This is a genomic window from Rheinheimera lutimaris (assembly GCF_013283795.1).
Classification (GTDB): Bacteria; Pseudomonadota; Gammaproteobacteria; order Enterobacterales; family Alteromonadaceae; genus Alishewanella; species Alishewanella lutimaris.
In genome coordinates this window covers 1-25,665 of sequence record NZ_JABSOD010000002.1, presented here as the reverse complement: position 1 = coordinate 25,665, position 25,665 = coordinate 1, and the positions used below count along the sequence as shown (strand labels likewise).

The following is a 25,665-nucleotide window of genomic DNA, read 5'->3' as shown; positions in this document are numbered from 1 at the left end:
ATGAACTATGAACCGCATTATTATTACCCTGCTACTGAGCCTTGCTGTTAGCTTTGGCGCCGGCGCTGAGCAAAAAAAGCAACTGGGTAACTGGGATGTACACTACATTGCCTTTCCGGCTGCGCTGCTGACACCGGAAGTGGCGCTGCAATATAAACTGCAGCGCAGTAAATACAACGGCATTATTAATATTTCAGTATTGGATAGAACCACACAACAAGCGCAAAAGGTGGCAATCAACGGCATTGCCAAAGATCTCACCGGCCGGCAACGTACCTTACAGTTTAGCGAAGTAACCGAGGGCGATGCGGTGTATTATCTGGCACAACTGCCATTTCATCATGAACAACGATTCAGTTTCAGTATTAATATCATCAGCGGTAACAACACCGAACAGCTGACGTTTGAACAAACTTTCTACGTAGATTAAACAAAAACTTATGACAAACAAAATTGTACTTGCCACCGGCAATAAGGGCAAAGTGGCAGAGCTGTCACAGATGTTGGCCCCGTTGCAGTACCAGATAGTACCGCAAAGCGAACTGGCGGTAAGCGACGCTGATGAAACCGGGCTGACCTTTATTGAAAACGCCATTATTAAAGCGCGCCACGCCGCGCTGGCTACAGGATTACCAGCCATTGCTGATGATTCCGGCCTGGCAGTAGATGCGTTAGGCGGGGCACCTGGCATTTACTCGGCACGTTATGCCGGTGAAGCCGCCAGCGATGCCGATAATATTAAGAAGCTGCTGCAGGCTTTACAAAACGTGCCCAAAGCGCAGCGCAGCGCGCAGTTTCATTGTGTGCTGGTGTACTTACGCCACGCCGAAGATCCTACGCCATTGGTATGCCATGGCGTTTGGCACGGCGAAATTAGCCTTACTGCCACCGGCAGTGCCGGCTTTGGCTACGACCCGGTGTTCTATATCGCAGCAGAGGGCTGCACCAGTGCAGAGCTGAGCCGCGAGCGTAAAGCACAACTGAGCCATCGTGGTAAAGCGTTGGCACAGCTGGTCAGCCAGCTTACACAGTTGCAGGCTTAAGCCGTGGCGCTGCGGTTACCGCCACTGGCGTTATATATCCATATTCCCTGGTGTATTGAAAAATGCCCTTACTGCGATTTTAACTCGCATGCCGTAAAACAAGGTATACCGGAGCAGGAATACATAGCCCACTTACTGGCCGATTTAGACCAGGACTTGTCGCTGGTTAACGGCCGCAGTCTCAGCAGTATTTTTATCGGCGGTGGCACCCCAAGCGTCTTCTCTGCTGAGGGCATTGGCCAAATACTCGACGGCGTTAAGCAACGCTTACCTTGTGATACCGATATGGAAGTCACCATGGAAGCTAACCCCGGTACCGTAGAGGCAGAGCGCTTTGCCGGCTATGTTGCTGCCGGCGTAACACGGTTTTCTATTGGTGTGCAAAGCTTTCAAGCGGCGCAGCTAAAGGCGCTGGGCCGTATTCACGACAACGCTGAAGCAGTACACGCGGCACAGCTTGCCGCGGCACTAATGAAAAGTCAGCCATTGCAAAGCTTTAACCTGGATCTTATGCACGGCCTGCCGGGCCAGGATATCGACGGCGCCCTGGCCGATTTGCAACAAGCAATAACATTGGCGCCACCGCATTTATCCTGGTATCAGTTAACCATTGAACCCAATACCGCCTTTGCGTCGCGCCCGCCAATACTGCCGCCGGACGATACCTTGTGGGATATTCAGCAACAAGGCCTTGAGCTGCTGGCACAACATGGTTACCGCCAGTATGAAATTTCTGCTTACGCCAAACCCGGTCAGCAGTGCCGGCATAACCTGAATTACTGGCGCTACGGTGACTATTTAGGTATCGGCTGTGGCGCGCACGGTAAAATTACCCTGCCCTCACGCAATGCTATTTTACGCACGGTAAAAATTAAGCACCCTAAAGGCTATATGGATATCAGCCGCGGCTATATGGACAGCCGCGAACAAGTCGCAGCAGAAGACCGGCCGTTCGAGTTTTTTATGAATCGCTTCCGGCTGCTTGAACCCTGCCCGAAGGCCGACTTTACCGCCTACACCGGCTTACCGCTGAGCAATATCAGCAGCGCTATTGCAGAGGCAGAGCAAAAACAGTTACTGACGGTAACCGACAGCCACTGGCAAATTACCGACCACGGTGCGCGCTATCTGAATGACTTACTTACTCTGTTTATTTAATATTGCCCCGCGCTTATCCGGGGCTGATTAACATAGCAGCGCGATACTTTACCTTTTCATCCAGTGTCAGGCGGGTAGAATAAGTTAACTATTCTAACTAAAACCACAGGTATCACGATGAAAAAAACCACCTTTACACGGCTGGCGCTATTGCCGGCTGCTATCAGCATTGCCCTGCTGGCCGCCTGCAGCCCGCAACAAAACGAGCATCCGCAACAAACGGCGGCGGCAACTGTCGCCAGCACGCAAACTGAGTCAGAAAAAGCCAACGCGCTGTTTGAACAAATTTTTATGGACAATATCCGCCGCAACCCGGTGCAACTGACCCGGCTGGGTATTAAAGACGACTACGACAAGTGGCAGGACTTATCTGACGAACACTTTGAAGCCGGCCTGGCCTTAACGCGTCAGCATCTCACCATGCTGCAAGCCATTGATACAGAACAGCTGGACGACAACAGCCGTGTCAGCTACCTGCTGATGCAACAAGAACTGCAGCAAACGCTGGACGATGCGAAATGGCGTTTATACAGCTACCCGGTTAATCAAATGTTTGGTACCCATTCGCAGGTGCCTTCACTGCTGATCAACCAGCATACTATCAGCGACGAAAGCGATGCCAAGGCCTATATTGCCCGCTTAAATGCCGTGCCAACCTTGTTTAACCAACTGCAACAACAACTGGAAAACCGTGCCGCGGCGGGCATTATCGCACCAAAATTTGTGTTTCCGCTGGTGATTTCAGCCAGTGAAAACGTGATTAAAGGCGCCCCGTTTGACGATGGCGAAGATAGCACCTTACTGGCTGATTTCACGAAAAAAGTAAACCAGCTGACGCTGAACGACCAGGCAAAAAAACTACTGTTAGATGAAGCCAAAGTGGCGCTGCTTACCAGCGTAAAACCGGCCTACACCTCATTGATCCGTTACCTGCAAGGCCTGGAACAACAAGCAGGTACCGATGATGGCGTTTGGCGCTTTAAAGATGGTGCAGCATTTTATAACAATGCGTTACAGCGCACCACCACGACCAATTTAACCGCAGAGCAAATTCATCAAACCGGTTTAGATGAAGTTGCCCGTATTCATGGCGAAATGCGCGCCATTATGGCTAAAACCGGCTTTGACGGTGATTTAAAAGCCTTTTTTAACTTTATGCAAACCGATGAGCAGTTCTACTACCCTGACACGGCAGAAGGCAAAGCCGCTTATTTAGAGCAAGCTACCGCCGTCATCGACGACATGCGTTCCAGGCTGGACCAGCTGTTTTTGCTTAAACCCAAAGCAGAAATGATAGTGAAAGCCGTTGAGCCGTTTCGTGAGAAAAGTGCCGGTAAAGCGTTTTACCAACAGCCATCGATGGACGGCAGCCGGCCGGGCATTTACTACGCCAATTTATATCGTATGAGCGATATGCCCAAGTATGAACTGGAAGCACTGGCCTATCATGAAGGCATACCAGGCCACCATATGCAGCTGGCAATAGCGCAAGAGCTGGAAGATATGCCCAAGTTCCGCCGCTTTGGTGGCTACACTGCCTATATTGAAGGCTGGGGCTTATACACTGAACTGTTACCAAAAGAAATTGGCCTGTATCAGGACCCCTACTCCGACTTTGGCCGTTTAGCCATGGAACTGTGGCGTGCCTGCCGTTTAGTGGTTGATACCGGTATTCACGCGAAAAAGTGGAGCCGCGAAGAGGCTATTCAGTACCTGCTGGATAACACGCCTAATCCGCCAACTGCAGTGGAAAAAGCCATCGAGCGTTATATCGTGATGCCATCTCAGGCCACGGCGTATAAAATCGGTATGATTAAAATTATTGAACTGCGCGAAAAAGCCAAAACAGCGTTAGGCGATAAATTCGATATCCGGGTGTTTCATGATGTAGTGCTGAAAAACGGCGCCGTGCCGTTGGATGTGTTAGAGCAATTGGTAGACGAATATATCGTCGCCACTCAAGCCTGATAGCGTATCGCTGAACAGCACAAAAAAGCCGGTCAATTGACCGGCTTTTTAATACTAAAAACCTGAACCCGGCTGTTGCAGAAACGCCTGCTCTTCCGCTGTCGAAGCGCGGCCTGAAATAGCGTTGCGATGCGGATAGCGGCCAAAACGATCAATAATCACTTTATGCTTTAGCTCAAACTGATAATTATTCTCCGGGGCATACTGTTTAAACAGCGCTTCGGCTTGCTGATGAATAGCGCGCGACTCGCTGTGCATGTAGGGCATTAGCAAAAAGTTACGCTCATCAGCATTAAGCTGAGCCAGTGCTCCGGCTGCCACGGCTTCTTGTGCCAGCACCAGCGCCATAGCATCCTGCGCAAAAGCCTTAACAGTATTACGATAGATATTGCGCGAGAACTGATCCAACACGATAATTTCCGCTAAACGCCCGGCGGCACTTTCGCGCCAGCTAAATAACTCCCCCGCCGCAGCCTGTTGCAACAACGCTGAAAAACGCTGTTTAATCTGCGCATCAAAGCCAGGCTCCGACACCCACCACTGCTTGGGATCTGATTCTTTAAACCAAAAAGTGAGTACGTCTTTAAACATTATGACCTCTTTGTGGTGTTAATTATCAGATATAATTCCTGCAGCCAACTTTAAGCAGAAGTGCTGGCTTCACTGGTGTCTTGCTGCTGTAATTCCCCCGGTAAATGCTCAACAAAAGTGGCTTTAACCCTTTCGGACACTAACATATATGGCACCCATATCGCCGCGCCGATTAATACCCGAACAAATGCTTTTGTTGTTTCAGGATCAAACATAGGTTCGTCAGTAATGACAAATGAGCCAAACCAAGCGTCAAGAGGGATAAATATTATGGAAATCAAGGCAACAGCAATATAGGCTTTGGGGAAAAGATAGTGCTTCGAAAAAAACAGATAGATTAAGCCAACAGCCGCGGTCAGCATTAACACATTAAAAACCAGTTCAAACATCAGAAGCGGCCACCACAACTCATGGTATGCCTCTGTACCTGGTGTAGTTAAGTATTCAAAACTGCCATTTGTAAACAGCGAATAAAACAGTGGACCCATTTCAAGTATCAGACGAAAAGGGCTGACTATCACTCCAATGCCCACAAGAATCAACCAACCACCCAGCCCCTGTAAATCGCTATTTCCACTCATGATTTTTCCATAAATATATATGTACAAACTGCCAAAAGGACTCCGGGCAATAATCCCTGCACATTTCAGAGCCTTGATTGAAACAGATAATCAGAAATATTCTATCAGCAAGGATATGCTTTAATAAATGCGGCCAGAGCTGCACCAGCATTAGGTTCTGACTGTGACTTGGTATTAGTTTCTATGTACGACACCACTGTCTTTATTTTATCTTCTACCCCAATATCGGTAGGGATACAAAACAACCCTGTTCCACTTCCTGCTTTTATTATGGTATTTAAGTCAGTTATACCACCAATAAAACCAATGCAGTAGCCAGCGTGCATACTCTCGATTTTGTCTTTATCGATACCCGCACCGATATCAAGTGCCAGTTGGCAATAGTTGGACAACTGCTTCCCGTCTGCGTGTGCATTTTGCACCATCAGAAAGATAAGCGTAAATATCGTTAAAAACTTAATCATAGTTCCCCCTGTTTCTCATTCCCCACGAATATGTGCGAACTCGTGAATACTTCTTTCAATTTCAACCGCCGACTCTTGCACATTTAGTTCAGTGTTGTCCAGGTCGAATGTTTTTGTTCCGGCAATATCTACTGAAAAATCAAACCTGCTCAGATAATTTTCCAGGTATTCTTTGGACTGAATCTTGTTTGTATTTTTCCGGCTTTCACTGGTCACTCTGCGCACATGCTCATTAAAATCGCAGGACAACCGGACAAAATCTGCCTCGATTCCAAACTCTTTCAGTAGCTCAAACAGGCCATCGATAAAATAGTTGCTGGCCGGGTACACATAACAGAAAGTAAATACAATGCCAGAAACATTTCTTTCAATCAGCGCTCTGAACGCCTCCATACAAATTTTGCGCTGGTATTTCTCAAAGCCATTATTGCCAAAGCCAACAACAGCGCAAGCAATGTCAAAAGCCAGATGTTGCGGGAATAAGTGCCAGCCATTTCGCTTTGCCAGTTCACGACCCACACTTTCTTTTCCGATGCCGGATGGGCCGTAAATCATCACAAACTTCATATCATTCCTCCTTGAGTTACCTAACACAGCCAGCGCGGTACTTTGGCGCAGTAAGCGCTGAAGTCAGCAGCGAATTTTTGCTGCATATAACGCTCTTCCGGCCGGATTTGAAAGCGGTTGATATAAAGCACAAACAGCGGCAATAGCAAAAACGGCAGCATATGCTGCAGGTAACAGGCAAAGCCAAGCAAGATCAGTAAAAAGCCCAGATACATCGGGTTACGGCTTAGCCGATAAATGCCGGCTACTACCAGCGTTTCCGCCTTATCCGGATTGCGCGGATCTACCGTGGTGCAGGCCTGTTTAAACGCATAAACCCCAGCCAGCACTATGGCAGCGCCGGCCAACGCACAAACGGAGGCTACAGCAACAGCCGCCGGCAACGCAATGGCTAATACCGGGCTGGCAGTTGCGAGCAGCCACATGGCGCCGGCCCATATTATTACCAGGGCTAGCGGCGGTAACCGTAGTTCAAGCCATTGCATGTGTTACTCCTTTACAACTTACCGACGGGTAATAACACCGACATTACAAAAAGGGTTTATTCTGCCGGAACAAGGCTGCCATGCAAATAGCGGTAAACCGAAACCGGCTCGCCTTGTTGGTAATACACTGAGCGGCCATGGCGCACGTTATCAAGATACTCGTCACTTTCTATCAGGCTGCCATCTTCGTGAAAGCTGTAGCTTTTGCCCTGCAACCGGCCTTTATCATCATATTGCGCCAGCCCCAGTAAGTGGCCGTTGGCAGAAAATGCCTGCCAATGCCCCACCTGGTGTCCGGCTTTATAATTGCCCCGCCACAGTTTGTATTCTGCACGGTACTGGCTATCGGCATCTTGCAGCTGCCAGGCTCCTTCGCGCCGGCCGTCGATATAGCGGCCTTTGGCCTGCAACTGACCATCATAACCACGCTGTAGATAATCGCCGTGCAACTTAGCGTTTTTGTAGTACTCTTGCTTTATTACCGTACCGTCAGCGGCCACTTCTGTTTGTGCGCCCTCTTGTTGCCCCTGCTGGTTAAATTGTTCTGTCAGGGTTAGATCCGCGGTTTTTGACACCCATTTTCCTACTTTAATGCCCTGCCGGTATTGGCCGCTGACTATGCTGCTGCCATCTTCTGACTCTTCACGATAAGGGCCATGCATTTTACCGTCAACATAGTTTAGCCGTTTGGTTGCATCACCCCAGCCAGGGCCAATATATAGCCCCTGGTTCTGATACTTTATCAGCTCTTCACGTCCGGTAAGTTCACCGGCATCATTAAACCGTTCACGCAGGCTCCAGTCACGGCTGTTGTCACGCTGATATTTGTAACTTAGTTGCTGTGCATCATTAAAGTGCTGCTCTGTGATAAGCTCGCCGCCAACCTTGTACTGCGTATCAACTTGTACTGTTACCTTACCCTTGTTGTCATATTTAATGCGCTGTATCTCACGGCCATCGTTATCATACTGCTGCTCTTCAGCTAATAGCCCGGGGCCATTAAAATGCTGCTGCAACCCTACTTGTTTGCCATGCTGATAATTTTCCACTGCACGTAAAATGCCCTTTGCCTGGTAAGTGCGCTGTTCACCATGCTTGTTACCATCAACATAATATTCCTGACTGAACAGCCAGCCGTCTTTAGCCCAATACAACCGTTCGCCCTGATATTTACCGGCCAGCATGTTAACTTTCTGCTCCGGCTTGCCATTGTCATGGAAGGTTTCATACAGCCCTTCTATACCATCAGCACCATAGGTTCGGCGTGATGCCAACTGACCGTCTGCATGGAAGCTTTCTGCCAAGCCAAACTCGCTGCCGTTTCGCCATTGCTGATGGCGCTGCAGTTGGCCGTTTTGATAATAGCTTTTCTGCTCACCGTTTAACCGGCCGTTTTGGTACTGATATTCGCCTTTTAGTGTACCGTCCGGCCAATAATGGCGGTGCAGTCCCTGATAATTAGCCTTGGCATCGCTGCTGCCCTTGCGCGACAACTGACCATTGTCATAGAAAAATTCAAAATCGCCGACAATATCATGCCCGTTTAAATCAGGACCATTTAAACTGCCGATAAACAATGGCTTGTCGGTTGACAGGTGAAACACTTGCAGTGGCCAAACGCCGTTTTGCTCTGCCGGCGGCTGGTTAATGTAATACATGACTTCGCCCGGCATATCAGAAGGCTGCCACTGTTGATCAAGTAAGATGCGCTCTGCCGCCAGCTTAAACGATAAGCTAAGCATCAGCAGCGGCGCACAGAGCTGTAAAATGGCTTTCATCAAGCGCTCCTTAAGGTAAAGCCGGAAAATGGCTGTGCCATTGCTTACTAACCGGCTCACCGCTTACGCTAAGCTGCTCAATAGCCTGGCTGCGGCCCCACACAGCAAACCAACGCCCGTTGTGTAATATCTGCTGCAACGGTTGCTGATAAAAATCATCAATCTGGTGTGGCAACACTAAAGGTGCTAACGCCAGGCCCTTTGCATTTAAAAAGCGGTAACGTTGCATAAATTCTGCCACGCTTTGCTCAGTATCGACCCCCGGCAACTGGTTGATATCGATCAGCCAGCTTTGCTGCGGTTGGTAATCAACGGCTTGCCATTGTGGTGTGCCAGTGCAGTTTAAGCTGCTGCTTACCTTGATATCGTAAAAGTTGCGCCGGATGCCATCGGCCGTAGTCAATTGATAGCGGGCATGTTTATCCGGCGAACCGCTGAGGTTGTTGCTGCTTTTAAGCCGGGTCCACTTCAGGCTATGGCCGTTTACCTTTGGTGCCTCACTAATGTTTACTGCACAGACGGCAGCTTGCTCTGCACTGAGCTGCAGGCTTAAGCCGTAACGGTTAACTATTTGCGGCTCAAGCAAAGCCGGATCGGGCTGCGCCGGCGCGGTGTCTTTAAACTCATCATAAAAACCGTCATAGTTGTCTTCGTTATACAACAGCTGCTCATGCGCCGGCGGATAAGCCGCATTTTGCTCGTATTGAGCAACCGGCCAAAAGGTAATCTCTTTGCTAAACACGCTATCGTCAGACACGGCATTAACATACAGCGTCAGCGCCGGTGGCAGCTGTTTAAAAGTAAACAGCACGATGCGCTCGTGATGTGTTGAAGATGCCAGCGCCAGCATAGTTTGCTCTTGCGTGCTGAGCCAATCTGGCGCCGCACTCTGCTGTGCGGCAAGCTGTGGCCGGGCAAACTGCACGGTGGCACCTTCGGCACCGTCATAACGCTGTAGCAGCCAGTGCTTATCACTGCCGCGGCTGACCAGGCGGTAACTGAGCGGATCGCCCGGCACCGGAGATAATTCCAGCTGTAAATCTTCATACTGTGCTGTCACCGTTTTGGCTGGATCCGGCGTCAGGCTAAGCGGCACCAACTTGGCGGCGCTATATTCAGCGGTAGCAGTAAACTGCGTAACCTGCTGCAACAATTCATCCGGTGCATTCCAGCCCAGCAGCAGGTTTTGTCGCACAGATTTATATAAACCATCCTGCTCAGGGTAGCTGTAACTGCCCATAGCGCCCAACTGCAACGGCAGCGCAATACCCTCAGCATTACGGGCAATAATGTTGCTTAAGCGAAGCTCCCCAGCAGCAACCGGTTCAGTAAAATCGTGCTGATATACCAGATGTAACTGATGGTCCTGTTGCTGAAAATAACCGGCATCAAACGGAAATACCGTCTGTTGCGACAAGGCCTTATTGACGTCATCTAACGCTAAAACCGGTAGTGTTTCATATTCAAAGGCCGGAAAATCATGCTCAAAGTTAAAGCGCTGGCTAAGATCTGCTGTTTGTGGCTGTTGCTCCAGCATCACCACATTGCTACGCACAGTGCCGTTATAACCGTAGCGCTCAAACGGTGCTTCGGCGATCAGTGCCAGCCGCACTAACCAGCCGCGCTTACGCTCCAGCAGCATATGGCCATAAAATTTGCCGTCAGCCTGCTCACTTTCTACTTTAGCCAGCAGATGTGTGTCTGTGAGCTGCAGCACAGTAAGCGTTGCGTCGGCCCGGCCCTGATACGCCGGTAGTTGCACTATGGCGCCGGATTTCGCCGGAATTTTGCTGAGAAAAGCCGATGAACTGAACAGTTTTTTCATTTCCTGCTCCAGTTCAGCACCACGTTCAGCCAGCAAAGCCTGCCACACCGGCTTATTCAGCGCACTAAAGCCGGTTACGCTACCACTGCGCAAATTGGCATTAAATTCAAAACCTTGTGAAAAAATAGCACGCATTTGGGGGTTGCGTGCAGCCGGGGCGGTGCTGCTGACGCCGCTGCCCTGACCATCGCGCATCTGCAGATAATCAACATGCACTTGAAACCGGCTGTTGTTGCCGGTTTCAATTACCTTGTAGCGCAATAACTGATGCGATGTGGTGTTAAGGGTTTCCGTGCGCCGACCGGTATCCAGTGTCATACTTGCGCTGCTGTATACCTGATAACGCCGCTCTTCGCCTTGGTCAGGATTGAATTCGACGTCCGCATCGACAAAAGAGCAGGCCGATAGCCAACAACATATTGCGGCACTAACCAGATACTTCATGGTTGTTCCTTGTATCTAAACTATAAAGCGCCGCATTATGCCCGTTAATTACATGTAAATAAAATGCTTTACCTTAAAAAATCTACGTTGTGCAACTACTGCTGTTGTTTGCTACGCCAAAGCAATACCAATGCCAGAGCAAGCACTAACAGCTGTGCGGTAATGCCCTGTATGGTCGGATAAATACCTAACCAACTGACTGTCGGCAACTGCAATTGGCTTACCGCCATAATGCCGGCTTCCTGCAGTGCCATTACACCTTTGCCGACCATTACCATCGCCAGCACTATCATCAGCAGTGCTGTGCTGCCAAAAAAGGTTTTCAGCGGCAGTTTAAGCGCAAATTTAAACAACGCGACTCCGATCACCAGCAAAGCAAGCAATGCTGCTGCAATGCCAGCGGCAAAGGCAAATTGATGTGCGTTACCGCCCTGCAACCACAGCGATTGATAAAACAAGATGGTTTCAAATACTTCGCGGTATACCGCCAAAAACACCACCAACGCCAGGCCAAAGTAGGCACCTGATGTCATGGCTTTACTTACCTGACGGCTGATAAACTGCTGCCACTGTGCAGCGGAGGTTTTGCTGTGCATCCAAAAGCCCATGTAAAACAGCATGGCGGCAGCAATTAACGCCGTGTAACCTTCGGTCAGCTCGCGCGAGGCGCCGGAAATGGTAATAACAAAGCTGGCCAGTACCCAGGTTAATGCGCCTAATGCCAATGCCGCTATCCAACCATAATGCACAGAGCGTTTTAATTGTGGCTGCTCCGTTTTTACCGCTACGCTGTAAATGGCGGCCACAACTAACAGTGCCTCCAGGCCTTCGCGCAATAAGATAAGTAGCGCCAGTAAAAATACGTTAACACCGGCCAGTTCGGTACTATCCAGTGCTTGCTGCGCCTGCTGCAACAGCTGTTGTATAGTGTTGATCTCGGCTTCTAACCCGACAGGATCAGCTTGCTGCTTTATCAACTGGCGTAACTGCAACATCCGTTGTTCAATCTGGTCTTTTAATGCTCCGTCTACTGCTGCCAGGTTGTTCTCTATCAGCTCAAAACCATCCAGATAAGCTGCGACCGCATGGTTGTATGCCTGAGCATACTGCTGTTGTTGTACCTGTTGCTGTACCAGTTGCAGCTGTTGCTGCGCAATAGCCAGTGGCGACAGCTGTTTGGCATGAAAAAACTGCGCCGGTTCACGGCGAAACAATGCCATCTGCGCGGCGCCCTGCTCACCGGCAGCAAGCTGCATATCGTTTGGTGTCGCCGTAAGCAAACCACTGATAGCCGATTGCGTTATCAGTGCCGGTGCCAGCGCGCTGACATCGGTATCCTCTGCGGCGATGGCACCAACATAGAAGGCTAAATCCCAACGGCTTTGAGCATCCAAATGGGCAAAAGACGCCATACCGGTGTCAGCCACACCCAGGCTAATGGTATTAAATAAGCCAAACAAACTGCGGGCGTTGTAGCGCGCGGTTTCCTGAAAATTGGTTGGTGCAGGGTCCAGTGCACTGCCGGCAGGGCCATCGCCGGCGCCGCTACTGCCGTGGCAAACTGCGCAGTTTTGCTGATACAGCGCTTTACCGCGGGCATGGTCCGGCACCTGTTGCGGTAGCGATACTGCCGGCATTGCTGCAATCACCGCTTTACGCATAGCGGCTGTCAGCTGCTGAATTTGTGCCTCATCTGCGTGTGTTGCCACCATTTGCTGTAACTGTGCAGCCTGCTGCTGCAGCTCTGCATGCCCGGCGGGTAGTTGCGCCGGAATAAGGCCGGCAAACTCCTGCATCTCAGCAAACTCTGCAGCATTAACTACTTTGCCCTGCTGCACCGCTTCTTTATAATCTGCGCCAATATATTCAATTAATTGAATTAAAGAATCAGATGCCTGTCCGGGTAACGCAACCAGTAATAAACACAACAACAGCTTTTTCATGCGACAACTCAAGCTTTAAAAAGGAATGATTCGCATTATAACGATTTTTAACTGCAGGTCCCGTATGTTATTGCTTCAATCGACGTAAAAAATGCTCTTCCCGGCGTATTTGCCCGTAACCGGCTTTTATGCGTATGCTGTACCATAAGCGTTAAAGCCAGCTGAAGTTGGAGAAACAGTATGATTTTACTTAGCTATTTTGAACCGGAAACCAACAGTTGGCAGCAAACTACCGCTACACAGCTACCATCTCATGTGACAACAGTATTGCCGGCCGATGCCAGACTGTGGATTAACCTGAACGACGCCAACGCAGCAGAGATACAACAAGTATTGCAACATTTTGCTATCGCGCCAACCCTGGCGGAAGATTTCAGCCGCCAGCGTCACCCGCCAAAACTGGAAGCGCAACCGGAATTCAGCCTGCTTATTATGCGCGGCTATGCCGATGCCGACTTTGCTGAATACAGCGGCAGCGCCCAGGTTAACTTGTTGTATTCAAAACAAATACTAATAAGTCGTATGCATTGTCATAACCCGCATTTATTGCAACAACTTGAGCCCCAGCTTAGTAACGGGACACCCGGCGCTATAGCCGACTGGGTAAAGCAACTTATTTTGGCCGTATCGGCCAGTTACCTGGAAAAACTGATTAACTTTGAGGATGAACAGAGCGAGTTGGAAGATGTTATGCTACACCGCGGCAATGACGAATATATGTCTCGTATAATGCGTTACCGCTCGGTGCTGCGTAAAATTAATCGTAACCTTGCGTATCAGAAAGACATTTTTTCCGACGCTATGTATGAAGAACAAAGCCCGCTGCTGCGTCATTTCAGCACAGCCGATATCCGCGATTTTTACGAAAAGTTTGAACGACTGCATAGTATGACCGATTTATATTACGATCAGCTCAGCGATTTGGTGGAAGGCTATTTATCGACAACATCGCATCAGATTAACGAGCGCATGAAAGTATTAACTATTGTCAGCACCATTTTTATCCCGCTGACCTTTGTTGCCGGTATCTACGGCATGAACTTTATTTACATGCCGGAGCTGCAAATGCCTAATGGCTATTTTATGGTATTAATTGCAATGGCGTTAGGCGGCATTGGCGGGCTGATTTGGTTTAAAATACGCGGCTGGTGGTAACTGCCATCAGCACGGACCAGGGAGTTGTATATGGCTGAAAACCAGGCTTTGGATATTGAAGAAATTGTTCGCGACAGCTTTGATGAAAATGAAGCTGAACAACTGAGCGACAAACTAAGCCAACTGGAACCGGAAGAAATTGCCATAGCACTGGAGGCAATGCCGGTTGAACAACGGGTAAGCACCTGGCTGGGCCTGCATCCGGAAGATCAGGTCGCCGCGCTAACCTATATGCGCTCGGACGCGCGGGAAAACATCTTTAAACAACTGGACGAACAGCAACTGCGCAGTCTGGTTGAAGGCATGGAAGTTGATGATCTGATTGAGCTGCTGGACGAATTACCACAGCGCATCTACGACTACGCCTGTTCACGGCTGGATGAAAGCCAGCGCCGTTGGTTGGATACCGCCCTGGCCTATGACGAAGACCAATGTGGCCGTTACGCTGACCATGATATGTTGATTATTAACAAGAATGCTAAGGTACGCGACGCTATCCGTCTGTTTCGTCAACTTGCAGAAGATGCGGAGTATCATGATGCCTTGTTTGTGGTAGACCGCACCGGCCGTTATGTCGGCCTGGTGCATGCAACCCAACTGCTGGGTCTGGGTAGCCATTTACCGGTAGAAACCTTTATCGATGATGATGCCCCCGTGGTAGAAGGCGCGATGGAGCTGGACCAGGGCTCAGACATTGTGTCGCGCTCCGGCTACACCGCACTGGCGGTAACTGATGCCGAAGGCAAGCTACTGGGCCGTTTATCGATTGGTGAGGCGCTGGAAAACGTGCGCCGCAGCCTGGAAAGCCAATTTATGCATACCGCCGGTTTAGACGAAGAGGAAGACTTATTCGCGCCGGTATTTAACAGTGCCAAACGCCGGGCGCTGTGGCTGGGTATCAACCTGTTAACTGCATTTCTCGCCGCCTGGACCATTGGCCTGTTTGAGGCTACGCTGCAACAAGTCGTAGCGCTGGCCGTGTTAATGCCGATAGTCGCCAGCATGGGCGGTATTGCCGGCAGCCAAACCTTAACGCTGATGATCCGCGGCCTGGCGCTGGAGCAAATCACACCGAAAACCTATATGACGCTGCTGCGCAAAGAGCTGGGCGTCGGTGCCATTAACGGCGTGCTGTGGGCACTGGTCATCGCCGTTATTACTTATTTTTGGTTTGACGACTGGATTATCGGCGGCATTATCGGCATGGCAATAGTGATTAATATTGTGGTGGCAGCCTTATCCGGGGTACTGATCCCGATTTGGCTGGAAAAACTGGACATCGACCCTGCCTTATCCGGCTCGGTGATCCTAACCACCGTTACCGATGTGATCGGTTTTTTTGCCTTTCTCGGCCTGGGCTCGCTATTTTTGCTGGCCTAGACAGGCCGGCAACAGCTGTACAGCCATGGAAAAGCAACAGAATTATTTAGTTTAAACAGCAGTATTGTTGCTGCCTTCAGGCGCAGACACTTTTACAATAGCGGCTGAAATCACCGCTTATCGGAGAGCGCATGAAAATTGCGATTTTATCGCGCAACGCAGAATTGTATTCCACCAAACGTTTGGTGGAAGCCGCAACAGCTCTGGGCCATGAGGTACAGGTTATTGATCCGCTGGCCTGCTATATGAATGTCAACCGCAGCAATTCTTCTATTCACCACAAAGGTGAAGTGCTGACCGGGTTTGATGCAGTAATACCGCGTATCGGTGCTTCTATTACGTTTTATGGCACGGCGGTGCTGCGTCAGTTTGAAATGATGGGTGTGTACAGCTTAAATGAATCAGTCGCTATCAGCCGGGCCCGGGACAAACTGCGTAGTTTACAATTGCTGGCACGCCAGGGCATAGGTTTGCCGGTAACCGGCTTTGCCGACAAACCGGGTGATATCCCCGATTTAATTGACATGGTTGGCGGCGCACCGCTGGTAATCAAGTTACTTGAAGGCACCCAGGGCATCGGCGTAGTGTTAGCTGAAACCCGCACCGCTGCCGAAAGCGTGATTGAAGCCTTTATGGGTTTAAATGCGAATATTCTGGTACAGGAATATATCCGTGAAGCCAACGGCGCCGATATTCGCTGTTTTGTGGTGGGTAACAAAGTGGTAGCTGCGATGAAACGCCAGGCCAAAGCCGGTGAATTTCGTTCTAACCTGCACCGCGGCGGCTCGGCCTCTGTCGTGCGGCTGAGTAAAGAAGAGCGCAGCACTGCCATTCGGGCAGCCAAAACCATGGGGTTAAATGTGGCCGGGGTTGATTTACTGCGCTCTAACCATGGCCCCGTGGTAATGGAAGTAAACAGCTCGCCCGGGCTCGAGGGCATAGAAGCGGCAACCGGCAAAGATATTGCCAGTCTGAGCATTGCCTTTTTGGAACAAAAAGTAGCCAGCCATAAAACGCGGCGTAAACTGAACACCAAAGGAACCGGCTAATGCAAACCAGCAGCAGAGCACCTTTTACCCTGGGAAACAGCAATATACCACCCGGCAGCCGTGCGGTAGTGGATATTCCTTTTGGTAAGCTGTACACCCATACTGAGCTGAATATCGGTGCTCATGTGATCCATGGTCGTAAAGAGGGACCGGTACTGCTGGTTACTGCGGCTCTGCACGGTGATGAAATCAACGGTGTAGAAATATGTCGCCGCTTGCTGAAACTGCCACGACTGAATCAGCTCAAAGGCACCTTGATAGTAGTACCTATAGTGAACACCTATGGTTTTGTGCAGCAATCACGCTATTTGCCCGACCGGCGCGATTTAAACCGCAGCTTTCCCGGCAGTGAAAAAGGCTCGTTGGGCAGCCGGATGGCGTTTCAGTTTACCGATAAAATTCTGCAAAATTGCAGTCATGCCATAGATCTGCACACCGGCGCTATTCACCGCTCCAACCTGCCGCAGGTAAGAGCCAGCGCTAAAGACAAGGTAGCACTACGCATGGCAGAAGTGTTTAACGCGCCCATTATTATTAAAGCCGCCAGCCGCGAAGGCACTATGCGCGGTACAGCCAATAGTCTTGGCATCCCCATTTTACTGTTTGAAGCCGGCGAAGCACTGCGCTTTGACGAGCAATCTATTAATGTGGGTGTTCGCGGTATTTTAAATGTAATGACCGATTTAGGCATGCTGCGGGCAGGACGTAGACGGCCGAATACCAAATCATTATTCTCAAAGAAAAGTAGCTGGGTACGGGCCGAGCATGACGGCATAGCCCGGTACTATGTCGGGCTGGGGCAAACGGTTAAAACCGGCGATGTGCTGGCGCATATCTACTCGCCCTACTCTGATTTTGAAGTGGCAGTACATGCCAGCTTTGACGGTATCGTTATCGGCCGCAACAACCTGCCGTTGGTGAATGAAGGCGAAGCCTTGTTTCATGTCGCTGAAGTCAGTTCGCTGGAGGAGGCTGAAAAAACTGTGGATGCCATCAATGATGAAGTGGATAACGCGATGCCACCGGTGCTGGGTGAAGAGTACGGCGTAGTCTGAGCCGGCGACGGTTACAATATGGTGCTCTGGCTAGTCTTTTTGGGCCACCACATCATATCGTAATAACGCCGGTACCCGCTGATGCAATTGCAGCTCTATTTTATCCAGTGCCTGCATACGCTGACAAAATAGCGCCGATTTCTCTTCCAGCTCTACCGCTTTGGCATCCAGCCCGGAATTTATCTTATTGACAAGGGCGCCAACCGATTGCCACTCCTGATTGTCTGTCCGTTCAAAGTTATTATCAGAGTGGCGTAATGCATCACGCAACGCCCCCCACACCGCGCCGACAGTATGTCGGGCAAGATTATCTAACTGCGGTTTAAGTTCTCCGTGTAAGAAATAATCAAGCTCATTCAGACTCTGCGGTGCCAGGTAAAAATGCTCGTTGGTGCGGACAAAACGCGACATCCACTGAAACGTGGTCTCGTTTACCAACTCACGCCACTCCGCTTGCTGTGCTTCGCTGCCGATACCGGTAAACATCGCTTCAATACCGGATAAGCCCAACTCAACACCGTCTACGGCAATACTAACAATTTCCGGTACAAACTTGCGTAACCCCTGACTGTAACGCTGTAATAAAGCGGTATCCTCTGCATTAAGTGTGGTCCATTCGCCGCGGATAAACAGTTGGCTGTCAGCGTTGATCTGCACATGGGTGCGGTTATTTTGCATAATACGAATATGTTCAGGCGCTATCAAAATACCATGCGCAAAAGCCATATTGCACTCTGCCGCTTGCAGCAAGGGGGTAAATAACGGTATTAACAGCAAATAAAAACGTTTCACACTTTGTGTCCGGCTACCTGATCATTTACAGCTTAAGCCAGCGAAGCAGCTAACGCATTACGCCGTGCCGCAGCTAAGCTGCAAACTGTCGAAACAACGTTAGAAGAAAGGTTCAATAGCAGGACTACCATCAACCAACAACACTTTAGACGGTCCATACTCCCGCCGGCTGCGCATCACATCCTTGCCAAAGTGCACCTCTACCGCAGAAAACAACTGTTGGCGTACCACAATAACCGTAGCCGCCAGCTTTTCTTTACGTTGCTGTTCCAGTTGCTTCACATCTTCAATCAGCGCGAGGGCGACGCTTTTATGTTCATCAAACTCGCTTTGCAACTCTTGCCGGCGCAACTCAATTTGAGCATTGCCTTCAATTTTTTTCAGCTTTTCCAGCTGCTCGCGAATATCTTGCATATCATTTTTGGCTGCAGTAATGCTGGCACGCAATACGTCTTGTTTTTCGGCTATCGGGTCAATCTGCCGGTTAAGTTCCACCAATACGTTGCTGCTTGACGGCGCGCCTAAATTGCCGGTAAAGATACCGTAATCCAGATAAAAATAACCGCCGATTAATTTACCATTCGGGTTGTCTTCAGGGCCGGCATATACTTTCGCAGCAGCAACAGCACAGTGCATCATCTGTTTATTAACATACACATTACCATCACACGACAACCTGGCATACTGGGCAATATTGCACTGAATATCACCTTTGGCTTTTAGCTCGGTGCTGTATTCGCTGTCTTTTTCTGCGGTTGGTAATTGGTGGCCAATTACCGAGCCACCGATTTTAATATCACCACCGGCCTCAATCAACGTGCCCTCAACAAAGCCTTTAACAAATATATTGCCGCCGGCAATAACCTTCATACCTTCGGTAACATCGCCGTTTACCACCACAGAACCGCGAAAAATAATATGTCCGGTGGCTAAATCAACATTCTTCACAGTAAATACTTCATCTACTGTAGCACCGTGCTCAATAACTCTGGGTAAGCCGTCACGTGCAGCTTGCAGTAAATCCGCGTCGGTTGCTGATAATTCACTGCCTTCGGCAACATTCCAATCAATACTTTGGCCGGGCACGGCCTGGATAGCGGTACCGGTAACCGTCATACCATCGATACCGGCTGTCGGCGGATGACGACGCATTAAAGGCTCACCGGCACGAATAGCCGGTATTACGCCAAAATCACGTAAGTCGGCTTTTTCATCGGATTGCAGCAGCGGCTTGTTACGCCGGCTTTCCATATCAGCAATAAGCGCTTCAAAGCGCGAATTCTCGCCGTTGACCACCGCCCGGCCACGGGCAATTACCAACTTCACCTTACTGCCGGGTTCAGCTTTACTGGCGTGGGTTACCAGCTTAATGATGTGTTCTTTACTAAAGCCAAACACTATGCCGGCTTCCTGCGCACCTTTCACCAGTGAATTTGCCGATACCGGAGCACCGCCCCAGGCGGCAGTGATAATTGCAGCAGCAGACATAGCATCGTCGGCAATATCAAAGCTGAGTTCAGCATCACGTTTTTCCGCTATACGATAAGTTAAGGTAGTACCTTCCGGTTGCAGTTGCTCTTTAACTTTTATTTGAATTTGCTGATATTCTACCAACAGATTAGTTATTTGGTCCTGAATAACCAAGCAGCGGCCAAAACCGGCAGCCTGCAGAGACGTTACTACGACATCAGCGCTTAACGCGTCTGAGGTGACAGGCACGGTTATTTTTATACTATTGTTGTGCTCGGTAAATTGCATAAGGCATCACACTTTTGATTACTGCAAGAAAGCTCAACTAATGAAACAAATAACCGCGCTAAAGGCAAGCTCTGTTTGGGGTTGCAGGGCCAATACAGCAGCAAACATCAAATATAGTTTTCCTGATGGATACGGATAAACAGATCTGTACCTTTTTTGCTGTAATCTACTTTGTATTCTTTATTATTAATCGCCTGAATAAACAATAATGTCTTAACTTCACTAAATACATCTGAACTGGAGATATCTACCACTTCCATATAACGGTCTTTTGCTTCACCACGATTGGCCGGTACGCTTTCAGTAAAAATTTTAACACCATGCCGAGTAACGATGACTGTCGGATCATCGTCGTCATTCACAAGCACTAAATCCAATTTTTTATTTTTATGGATCAGTGTGTTACGACCACTAACCAAATAAGGTTTTTCGTAATTATTCATTCACTAGCCTACGTAATATCCGATAATGCCAATATTATGATACAGACAGCCCAGAGTGTCTAGGTGACTGTATTTTGTATTAATTGTAGCCGGGCCTGATTAATCTGCCGACACAAATGTTCGCTATCGCTTTCAGCAAAATTTACCGGTACAAAAATGTCAAAACCGGTTGCAGCAGATAAGTGCTGCATGCGCCAGCCAAACGCGGCTTTAATACCGCTATATTGCTGCTGAGCTGTGCAAAACCGGCTGCTTTCTGCCAGAAATTCACTGGCACACTGGCCACTGCTGCAGCTTTGCCGCACGGCTTCTATGTATAGGGCACGTTGCTCTGTCATAATCCGCACCGCCAGGCGCAGCGGTAAATGCGCCAGAAAACTGTCGTAATCAGTCACTTTAAAGCCGATATAGCCAAGGCGCTGTTGTTGATACTGCGGTACACCACTATACAAAAAACTCTGCCACGGCAAACGCCAACTGCCATGACGATGGCAATAACAAACGCCTTTGTCATCATATTGCAGGAAATATTGTGGTTCAGCCAATTTAGCCCAGCCGGCGAAAAGCCCCAACAAAGCGGCAACCAGAGCAATGGCATATATTACGCCAAGCTGCTGTACCCATATCAACCCAAACAGCAGTGACAGCAGTACAAGGGCACTGAGTAACATAAGTTTCGCACCACCCCTGCTGGCCGGGCCCTGAATTCTGACCTCTTGCATTTGGACTATACCCCAAGCTTTCAATTACCAATTATGATGGCACGCTTTGTCCAATAGTTCAGCGTTGTGTCGCTAAATAAGCCAACCCGGTGAAGCAGAATTGTGCCGCTAACCGGGTTTAACAGCGTGCCTTAATCGACCAACACCGCTGCTACTGCGATAACAGGGAATCTAATGTGCAGTTTCTTCCATACAATAAGGCAGAAATTTAAATCAGGTATTACCCGGGGTTACTGTGGCAAAACTACATTCAAAATTAATTTGGGTGATCTTAATCGCTCTGCTGGTGTTTATCGGTTACTTATATTGGCTACCGGGGCAAAAAACTGACAACCGTCGTGCGACAGCCGCTGTTGCCGTCAGCACATCTAAAGTAGAAACCAAACCGATGATCCGCAGCGTAAATTCGCTGGGTACCGGCATTGCTAATCAATCTATCCAGTTAATAGCCCCTACCAGCGACTTTATCAGCGAGCTGAACATTCGCGAAGGTAAAGCAGTTAAACGTGGCGAAGTGATTGCCAAATTACAGGATGTAGACGAGCGCGCCAGAGTAACAGAACTGGAAGGTATTCTGGCCGAACAAAAACGCCAGTTAGACCGGTTAAAAAATCTGGCGAACACTCAGGCCACGGCACAATCACTGCTGGATGAACAGATTACCCGCGTAAACACCACCCTGGCACAGTTAAACAGTGCCAAAGCACAACTGGCTCAGATGACTATTACTGCGCCGTTTGCCGGTTATTTGGGCTTACGTCAGGTAAGCGAAGGCGCTTATGTCAGTAGCGGTACCGTTATTACTACGCTGGATGATTTAAGCACTCTGCGGGTAGCCTTCAGTGTGGCAGAACACTACCTGGCAGACATAAAACCAGGTATGCCATTAACCGTAACTAATGCTGCCTATGGCAACATCAGCTTTGCCGGTAAGGTTAGCGCTATTGATACCCGGTTGGATCCGATAACCCGCACGGTAACAGTGCATGGTGCTTTGGTTAACGACGACGTGCGTCTGCGCCCCGGCATGTTGTTAAATGTCAAACTAGAGCTGGATAATCGCATTGCGATGCAAATCTCCGAAAAAGCACTGGTGCCGCAGCAACAAAAACAGTTTGTGTATCGCGTAAATGAAAACAATACCGTATCTCAGACCGAAGTAACCATCGGCCAACGCGAGCCCGGCTGGGTAGAGATCCTCAGCGGTCTGGAAGAAGGCGACGAAGTGGTGGTAGAAGGCATTCAAAAACTGCGCTCCGGCATCACTATTAACCGTGTCGGGGGTTAACTATGTGGTTATCTGATACCTCGGTTAAACGCCCGGTTTTTGCTTCGGTTGTTAACTTACTGCTGATTGTATTCGGCGTTGTCTGCTTTAGCATGCTGCCACTGCGCGAATACCCGGATATCGACACCCCTATTGTCAGTATCAGCACCAACTACCCGGGTGCCTCGGCAGAAATTGTCGAATCCAAAATTACCCAACTGCTGGAAGACCGTATCAGCGGTGTGGAAGGTATTAAAAATATTAACTCTACCAGTCGCAACGGGCGCTCGAATATCTCCATTGAGTTTAATGTAGAACGCGATATCGACTCTGCGGCTAACGACGTACGCGATCGGGTGTCGCGGGCGCTGAACAACCTGCCGGACCAGGCAGACCCACCGGAAGTGTCCAAAGCCAGCGATGATGAAGATACCATCGCATGGTTTGTGTTAAACAGCGAAACCATGACCTCGCTGGAACTGACGGATTACGCTGACCGTTATATTGTCGAACGCTTTTCCGTGGTCGATGGTGTAGCCCGTCTGCAGCTGGGTGGCTCACGCGATTATGCCATGCGAATTTGGCTGGACCGCGATGCCATGGCGTCGCGCGGCGTCACCGTGCAGGATATTGAAGCGGTGCTGCGCGCAGAGAACGTTGAGCTGCCGGCCGGAAATATTAAATCAACCGAACGTGATTTTACCGTGCGTGTGGTGCGTACCTACAAAACACAACAGGACTTTCGCCGGCTGGTTATCAAGCGCGGCGACAATAACTACCTGGTGCGCTTAGGAGAAGTCGCCGACGTACTGCTAACCGCTGAAAACGAAGAAAGCGAATTTCGCGGCGATGGCAAAAACTTGCTCGGTATCGGTATTATCAAGCAGTCCAAAGCCAATACGCTGGAAGTAGTGCGTAACGCCCGAGCTGAAATGGAGCGCATAAAGGCCACCTTACCGGACGGTACCACTATTGAACCGGGCTACGACTCATCGTTGTTTATCGCTGAGTCTATTAAAGAAGTATATAACACCCTGGGCATCGCTATGGTGCTGGTGGTTATCGTTATCTTCTTATTTTTAGGTAATATCCGCGCTACCTTTATCCCGGCGGTAACGGTACCGGTAGCACTGGTGGCGGCCGTTACGGTGCTGTTTGCACTGGATTTTTCGGTTAATCTGCTTACCTTACTGGCGATGGTTCTGGCTATCGGCCTGGTAGTAGATGATTCTATCGTCGTGCTGGAAAACATTTATCGCCGCATTGAGCTGGGAGAGCACCCGTTAGTGGCATCCTACCGCGGTGCACGCGAAGTTGGCTTCGCCGTAGTTGCCACCACGCTGGTATTGATTTCGGTATTCGTGCCATTGGTATTTATGCAAGGACAGCTTGGCAAATTATTTACCGAGTTTGCACTGGCCATTGCCGCCGCAGTGGCCTTTTCCAGTGTTACGGCACTGACATTATCACCTATGCTTTGCAGCAAATTACTTACCCACCAAAAACGGGAAACCAAGCTTGGCTTATGGCTGCATGCCGCCTTTCACAAATTGGAAAATGCTTATCGTCGCCAATTGAATGTTGTCTGTGCCACCCGCTGGCCGGTCATGATAGTGGTATCTTTGTGCTTTGTTGCCAGCTATATGTTGGTAAAACTGCTGCCGGGCGAACTGGCACCGGTAGAAGATCGCGGTACCTTCTTTGTTATGATGAGCCCGGCAGAAGGCGCCAGCTACACCAGCAACAGTCGTAATATGCGCCTGATTGAAGATGTATTGCTGCCCTACTACCACGATGGTGAATTCAACCGCTTGCTGGTGCGGGTGCCAGGTTGGGGTAACAGCGGTGGCGTGGCCATTGTCGGCACTGAGAACTGGCATAACGGTAAGCGCCGTACACAAGAATTAATGGGCGAAGTAGGCCAGAAACTGAATGAAATTCCTGATGTTCGTGCTTTTACCTTTATGCGCAGTGGCCTGGGCGGCGGTGGCGGCGGCGGCCGGCCTATTCAGTTTGTGCTGCAGGGTAACACCTATGAAGAACTGGCCCGCTGGCGTGATATTGTGATCAACAAAGCAGCAGAAAACCCCAACATTCTGATGCTGGATCATGATTATAAAGAAACCGTACCCCAGGTACTGGTAGAAATTAATACCGAACGGGCCGGTGATCTTGGTGTATCTGTCGGTGCAATAGGTCGATCATTAGAAGCGATGCTGGGTGGCCGGCGTGTCACCACTTTCCTTGACCGCGGTAAAGAATATGATGTCATTCTGGAAGGTTTGGATGAAGACTTTGCCGAACCTGGTAGCATAACCAATGTGTACTTGCGCTCTGAAACTTCAGGCCAGCTGATCCCGTTAGACAACCTGGTTACCTTACGCGAAGAAGCTACCTCGTCCAGCTTAAACCGCTACAACCGGATGCGCAGCATTACGCTGACCGCCAGTATGGCGCCGGGTTACAGCTTGGGAGAAGCACTGGAATACCTGGAAAATATCGTAAAAACCGAAATTCAGGACACGGTAGGCATAGATTACAAAGGCGAGTCGCTGCTGTTCCAGGAAAGCGGCAGCTCTACATTGATGGTATTTATCCTTGCCCTGGTAATCACTTATCTGGTATTAGCGGCTCAGTTTGAAAGCTTTATTCATCCGCTGGTGATTCTGATCACGGTGCCGCTGGGCCTGGTGGGCGCCTTATCCGGTTTATATTTCAGTGGTATGACACTGAATATCTACAGCCAGATTGGTCTGGTGATGTTAATTGGTTTGGTAGCGAAAAACGGTATTTTAATCGTTGAGTTTGCTAACCAGTTGCGTGACGCAGGGGTAGAGTTCAGCACAGCTATTCAACAAGCTGCGACCCAGCGTTTACGGCCGATTGTGATGACCGCTTTTACTACCGCAATGAGCAGCATACCGCTGATAGTCGCCAGTGGCCCGGGTTCAGAAAGCCGGATGGTGATTGGTATGGTCATTTTCTCAGGGGTAGCTCTGGCGACACTGATGACAATCTACGTAGTACCGGTAACCTATATGGTTATCGCACGTAATACCGGCTCACCCAAGCGCTTAGAGCAAAAGCTGCATAAACTGGAAAACGAAGCACCGGATGAGCATGCTGCTGATGAGGTGCATCCGGGCTGATGTAGCTCACTGAGTAAAAATCCACCTCCATAGGAGGTGGCTTTGCGT

At 49.6% G+C, this 25,665-nt stretch carries 22 protein-coding genes; 10 read left to right on the top strand and 12 right to left on the bottom strand.

What is annotated here, in order from left to right:
* The first annotated feature begins 7 nt into the window (after positions 1–7).
* From HRH59_RS01665 to HRH59_RS01650, 4 genes are all read left to right on the top strand, one after another.
* A complete protein-coding gene (locus HRH59_RS01665) occupies positions 8–430 on the top strand; it encodes a DUF4426 domain-containing protein (protein ID WP_173499542.1) in 423 nt (140 codons plus the stop codon).
* Between the two features lie 10 nt (positions 431–440).
* On the top strand, positions 441–1,043 hold the full coding sequence (gene rdgB / locus HRH59_RS01660; RefSeq protein WP_173499541.1) for an RdgB/HAM1 family non-canonical purine NTP pyrophosphatase: 603 nt from the start codon (positions 441–443) through the stop codon (positions 1,041–1,043).
* A gap of 3 nt (positions 1,044–1,046) precedes the next feature.
* Positions 1,047–2,201: a radical SAM family heme chaperone HemW gene (hemW, locus tag HRH59_RS01655; RefSeq protein WP_173499540.1), complete on the top strand. Its 1,155-nt coding sequence runs from the start codon at positions 1,047–1,049 to the stop codon at positions 2,199–2,201.
* A 117-nt stretch (positions 2,202–2,318) separates the two neighbouring features.
* Entirely contained in the window at positions 2,319–4,169 is a 1,851-nt protein-coding gene (locus HRH59_RS01650; protein WP_173499539.1) for a DUF885 domain-containing protein, read from the top strand.
* A 54-nt stretch (positions 4,170–4,223) separates the two neighbouring features.
* Here HRH59_RS01650 and HRH59_RS01645 read toward each other — a convergent pair whose 3' ends face one another.
* The 8 genes from HRH59_RS01645 to HRH59_RS01610 all read right to left on the bottom strand — a co-directional run bounded on the left by HRH59_RS01645 (position 4,224) and on the right by HRH59_RS01610 (position 12,847).
* Positions 4,224–4,760 (bottom strand): DUF924 family protein, encoded by a 537-nt coding sequence (locus tag HRH59_RS01645; RefSeq protein WP_173499538.1) that lies wholly within the window; start codon positions 4,758–4,760, stop codon positions 4,224–4,226.
* A 50-nt stretch (positions 4,761–4,810) separates the two neighbouring features.
* Complete coding sequence (locus tag HRH59_RS01640; protein ID WP_173499537.1) at positions 4,811–5,341, bottom strand: DUF2569 domain-containing protein; 531 nt, start codon at positions 5,339–5,341, stop codon at positions 4,811–4,813.
* Between the two features lie 104 nt (positions 5,342–5,445).
* Positions 5,446–5,805, bottom strand: coding sequence for a Rap1a/Tai family immunity protein (locus tag HRH59_RS01635; protein WP_173499536.1), 360 nt, complete (start codon positions 5,803–5,805; stop codon positions 5,446–5,448).
* Positions 5,806–5,820: 15 nt separating this feature from the next.
* Complete coding sequence (locus HRH59_RS01630; protein ID WP_173499535.1) at positions 5,821–6,372, bottom strand: AAA family ATPase; 552 nt, start codon at positions 6,370–6,372, stop codon at positions 5,821–5,823.
* Positions 6,373–6,392: 20 nt separating this feature from the next.
* Positions 6,393–6,857, bottom strand: a complete 465-nt coding sequence (locus HRH59_RS01625) for a methyltransferase family protein (protein WP_173499534.1) — start codon at positions 6,855–6,857, stop codon at positions 6,393–6,395.
* Positions 6,858–6,913: 56 nt separating this feature from the next.
* Entirely contained in the window at positions 6,914–8,635 is a 1,722-nt protein-coding gene (locus tag HRH59_RS01620) for a toxin-antitoxin system YwqK family antitoxin (protein ID WP_173499533.1), read from the bottom strand.
* Between the two features lie 10 nt (positions 8,636–8,645).
* Entirely contained in the window at positions 8,646–10,904 is a 2,259-nt protein-coding gene (locus HRH59_RS01615) for a hypothetical protein (RefSeq protein ID WP_173499532.1), read from the bottom strand.
* Positions 10,905–10,999: 95 nt separating this feature from the next.
* The gene (locus tag HRH59_RS01610) at positions 11,000–12,847 is read right to left on the bottom strand and encodes a cytochrome c/FTR1 family iron permease (RefSeq protein ID WP_173499531.1); all 1,848 of its coding nucleotides are present in this window, start codon (positions 12,845–12,847) and stop codon (positions 11,000–11,002) included.
* Between the two features lie 180 nt (positions 12,848–13,027).
* Between HRH59_RS01610 and HRH59_RS01605 the strand changes: the two genes are divergently transcribed.
* The 4 genes from HRH59_RS01605 (at position 13,028) to HRH59_RS01590 (ending at position 17,486) form a co-directional block, all read left to right on the top strand.
* The gene (locus tag HRH59_RS01605; RefSeq protein ID WP_173499530.1) at positions 13,028–14,002 is read left to right on the top strand and encodes a magnesium transporter CorA family protein; all 975 of its coding nucleotides are present in this window, start codon (positions 13,028–13,030) and stop codon (positions 14,000–14,002) included.
* A 30-nt stretch (positions 14,003–14,032) separates the two neighbouring features.
* A complete protein-coding gene (mgtE, locus tag HRH59_RS01600; protein WP_173499529.1) occupies positions 14,033–15,382 on the top strand; it encodes a magnesium transporter in 1,350 nt (449 codons plus the stop codon).
* A gap of 131 nt (positions 15,383–15,513) precedes the next feature.
* Complete coding sequence (gene rimK / locus HRH59_RS01595; RefSeq protein WP_173499528.1) at positions 15,514–16,431, top strand: 30S ribosomal protein S6--L-glutamate ligase; 918 nt, start codon at positions 15,514–15,516, stop codon at positions 16,429–16,431.
* Positions 16,431–17,486: a succinylglutamate desuccinylase/aspartoacylase family protein gene (locus tag HRH59_RS01590; protein WP_173499527.1), complete on the top strand. Its 1,056-nt coding sequence runs from the start codon at positions 16,431–16,433 to the stop codon at positions 17,484–17,486. Before rimK ends, HRH59_RS01590 begins: the two co-directional genes overlap by 1 nt.
* Positions 17,487–17,516: 30 nt before the next feature.
* Here HRH59_RS01590 and HRH59_RS01585 read toward each other — a convergent pair whose 3' ends face one another.
* The 4 genes from HRH59_RS01585 to HRH59_RS01570 form a co-directional block, all read right to left on the bottom strand.
* On the bottom strand, positions 17,517–18,278 hold the full coding sequence (locus tag HRH59_RS01585) for a DUF2884 family protein (protein ID WP_331460141.1): 762 nt from the start codon (positions 18,276–18,278) through the stop codon (positions 17,517–17,519).
* Between the two features lie 99 nt (positions 18,279–18,377).
* Positions 18,378–20,036, bottom strand: coding sequence for a FapA family protein (locus HRH59_RS01580; protein ID WP_173499526.1), 1,659 nt, complete (start codon positions 20,034–20,036; stop codon positions 18,378–18,380).
* Between the two features lie 107 nt (positions 20,037–20,143).
* Positions 20,144–20,479 (bottom strand): hypothetical protein, encoded by a 336-nt coding sequence (locus HRH59_RS01575; protein WP_173499525.1) that lies wholly within the window; start codon positions 20,477–20,479, stop codon positions 20,144–20,146.
* Between the two features lie 59 nt (positions 20,480–20,538).
* Positions 20,539–21,201, bottom strand: a complete 663-nt coding sequence (locus tag HRH59_RS01570; protein ID WP_173499524.1) for a DUF2982 domain-containing protein — start codon at positions 21,199–21,201, stop codon at positions 20,539–20,541.
* 235 nt (positions 21,202–21,436) lie between these two features.
* Here HRH59_RS01570 and HRH59_RS01565 point away from each other — a divergent pair, with 235 nt between their 5' ends.
* Together HRH59_RS01565 and HRH59_RS01560 are read left to right on the top strand one after the other, a co-directional pair.
* Complete coding sequence (locus HRH59_RS01565; protein WP_173499523.1) at positions 21,437–22,489, top strand: efflux RND transporter periplasmic adaptor subunit; 1,053 nt, start codon at positions 21,437–21,439, stop codon at positions 22,487–22,489.
* A gap of 2 nt (positions 22,490–22,491) precedes the next feature.
* Entirely contained in the window at positions 22,492–25,617 is a 3,126-nt protein-coding gene (locus tag HRH59_RS01560; RefSeq protein ID WP_173499522.1) for an efflux RND transporter permease subunit, read from the top strand.
* Positions 25,618–25,665: the final 48 nt, after the last annotated feature.

Excerpts from the sequence above, each read along its gene's own strand:
- HRH59_RS01665 (WP_173499542.1), top strand. The coding sequence starts at position 8 with ATGAACCGCATTATTATTACCCTGCTACTGAGCCTTGCTGTTAGCTTT.
- rdgB (WP_173499541.1), top strand. The coding sequence starts at position 441 with ATGACAAACAAAATTGTACTTGCCACCGGCAATAAGGGCAAAGTGGCA.
- HRH59_RS01650 (WP_173499539.1), top strand. The coding sequence starts at position 2,319 with ATGAAAAAAACCACCTTTACACGGCTGGCGCTATTGCCGGCTGCTATC.
- HRH59_RS01645 (WP_173499538.1), bottom strand. The coding sequence starts at position 4,760 with ATGTTTAAAGACGTACTCACTTTTTGGTTTAAAGAATCAGATCCCAAG.
- HRH59_RS01640 (WP_173499537.1), bottom strand. The coding sequence starts at position 5,341 with ATGAGTGGAAATAGCGATTTACAGGGGCTGGGTGGTTGGTTGATTCTT.
- HRH59_RS01635 (WP_173499536.1), bottom strand. The coding sequence starts at position 5,805 with ATGATTAAGTTTTTAACGATATTTACGCTTATCTTTCTGATGGTGCAA.
- HRH59_RS01630 (WP_173499535.1), bottom strand. The coding sequence starts at position 6,372 with ATGAAGTTTGTGATGATTTACGGCCCATCCGGCATCGGAAAAGAAAGT.
- HRH59_RS01625 (WP_173499534.1), bottom strand. The coding sequence starts at position 6,857 with ATGCAATGGCTTGAACTACGGTTACCGCCGCTAGCCCTGGTAATAATA.
- HRH59_RS01620 (WP_173499533.1), bottom strand. The coding sequence starts at position 8,635 with ATGAAAGCCATTTTACAGCTCTGTGCGCCGCTGCTGATGCTTAGCTTA.
- HRH59_RS01615 (WP_173499532.1), bottom strand. The coding sequence starts at position 10,904 with ATGAAGTATCTGGTTAGTGCCGCAATATGTTGTTGGCTATCGGCCTGC.
- HRH59_RS01610 (WP_173499531.1), bottom strand. The coding sequence starts at position 12,847 with ATGAAAAAGCTGTTGTTGTGTTTATTACTGGTTGCGTTACCCGGACAG.
- HRH59_RS01605 (WP_173499530.1), top strand. The coding sequence starts at position 13,028 with ATGATTTTACTTAGCTATTTTGAACCGGAAACCAACAGTTGGCAGCAA.
- mgtE (WP_173499529.1), top strand. The coding sequence starts at position 14,033 with ATGGCTGAAAACCAGGCTTTGGATATTGAAGAAATTGTTCGCGACAGC.
- rimK (WP_173499528.1), top strand. The coding sequence starts at position 15,514 with ATGAAAATTGCGATTTTATCGCGCAACGCAGAATTGTATTCCACCAAA.
- HRH59_RS01590 (WP_173499527.1), top strand. The coding sequence starts at position 16,431 with ATGCAAACCAGCAGCAGAGCACCTTTTACCCTGGGAAACAGCAATATA.
- HRH59_RS01580 (WP_173499526.1), bottom strand. The coding sequence starts at position 20,036 with ATGCAATTTACCGAGCACAACAATAGTATAAAAATAACCGTGCCTGTC.
- HRH59_RS01575 (WP_173499525.1), bottom strand. The coding sequence starts at position 20,479 with ATGAATAATTACGAAAAACCTTATTTGGTTAGTGGTCGTAACACACTG.
- HRH59_RS01570 (WP_173499524.1), bottom strand. The coding sequence starts at position 21,201 with ATGCAAGAGGTCAGAATTCAGGGCCCGGCCAGCAGGGGTGGTGCGAAA.
- HRH59_RS01560 (WP_173499522.1), top strand. The coding sequence starts at position 22,492 with ATGTGGTTATCTGATACCTCGGTTAAACGCCCGGTTTTTGCTTCGGTT.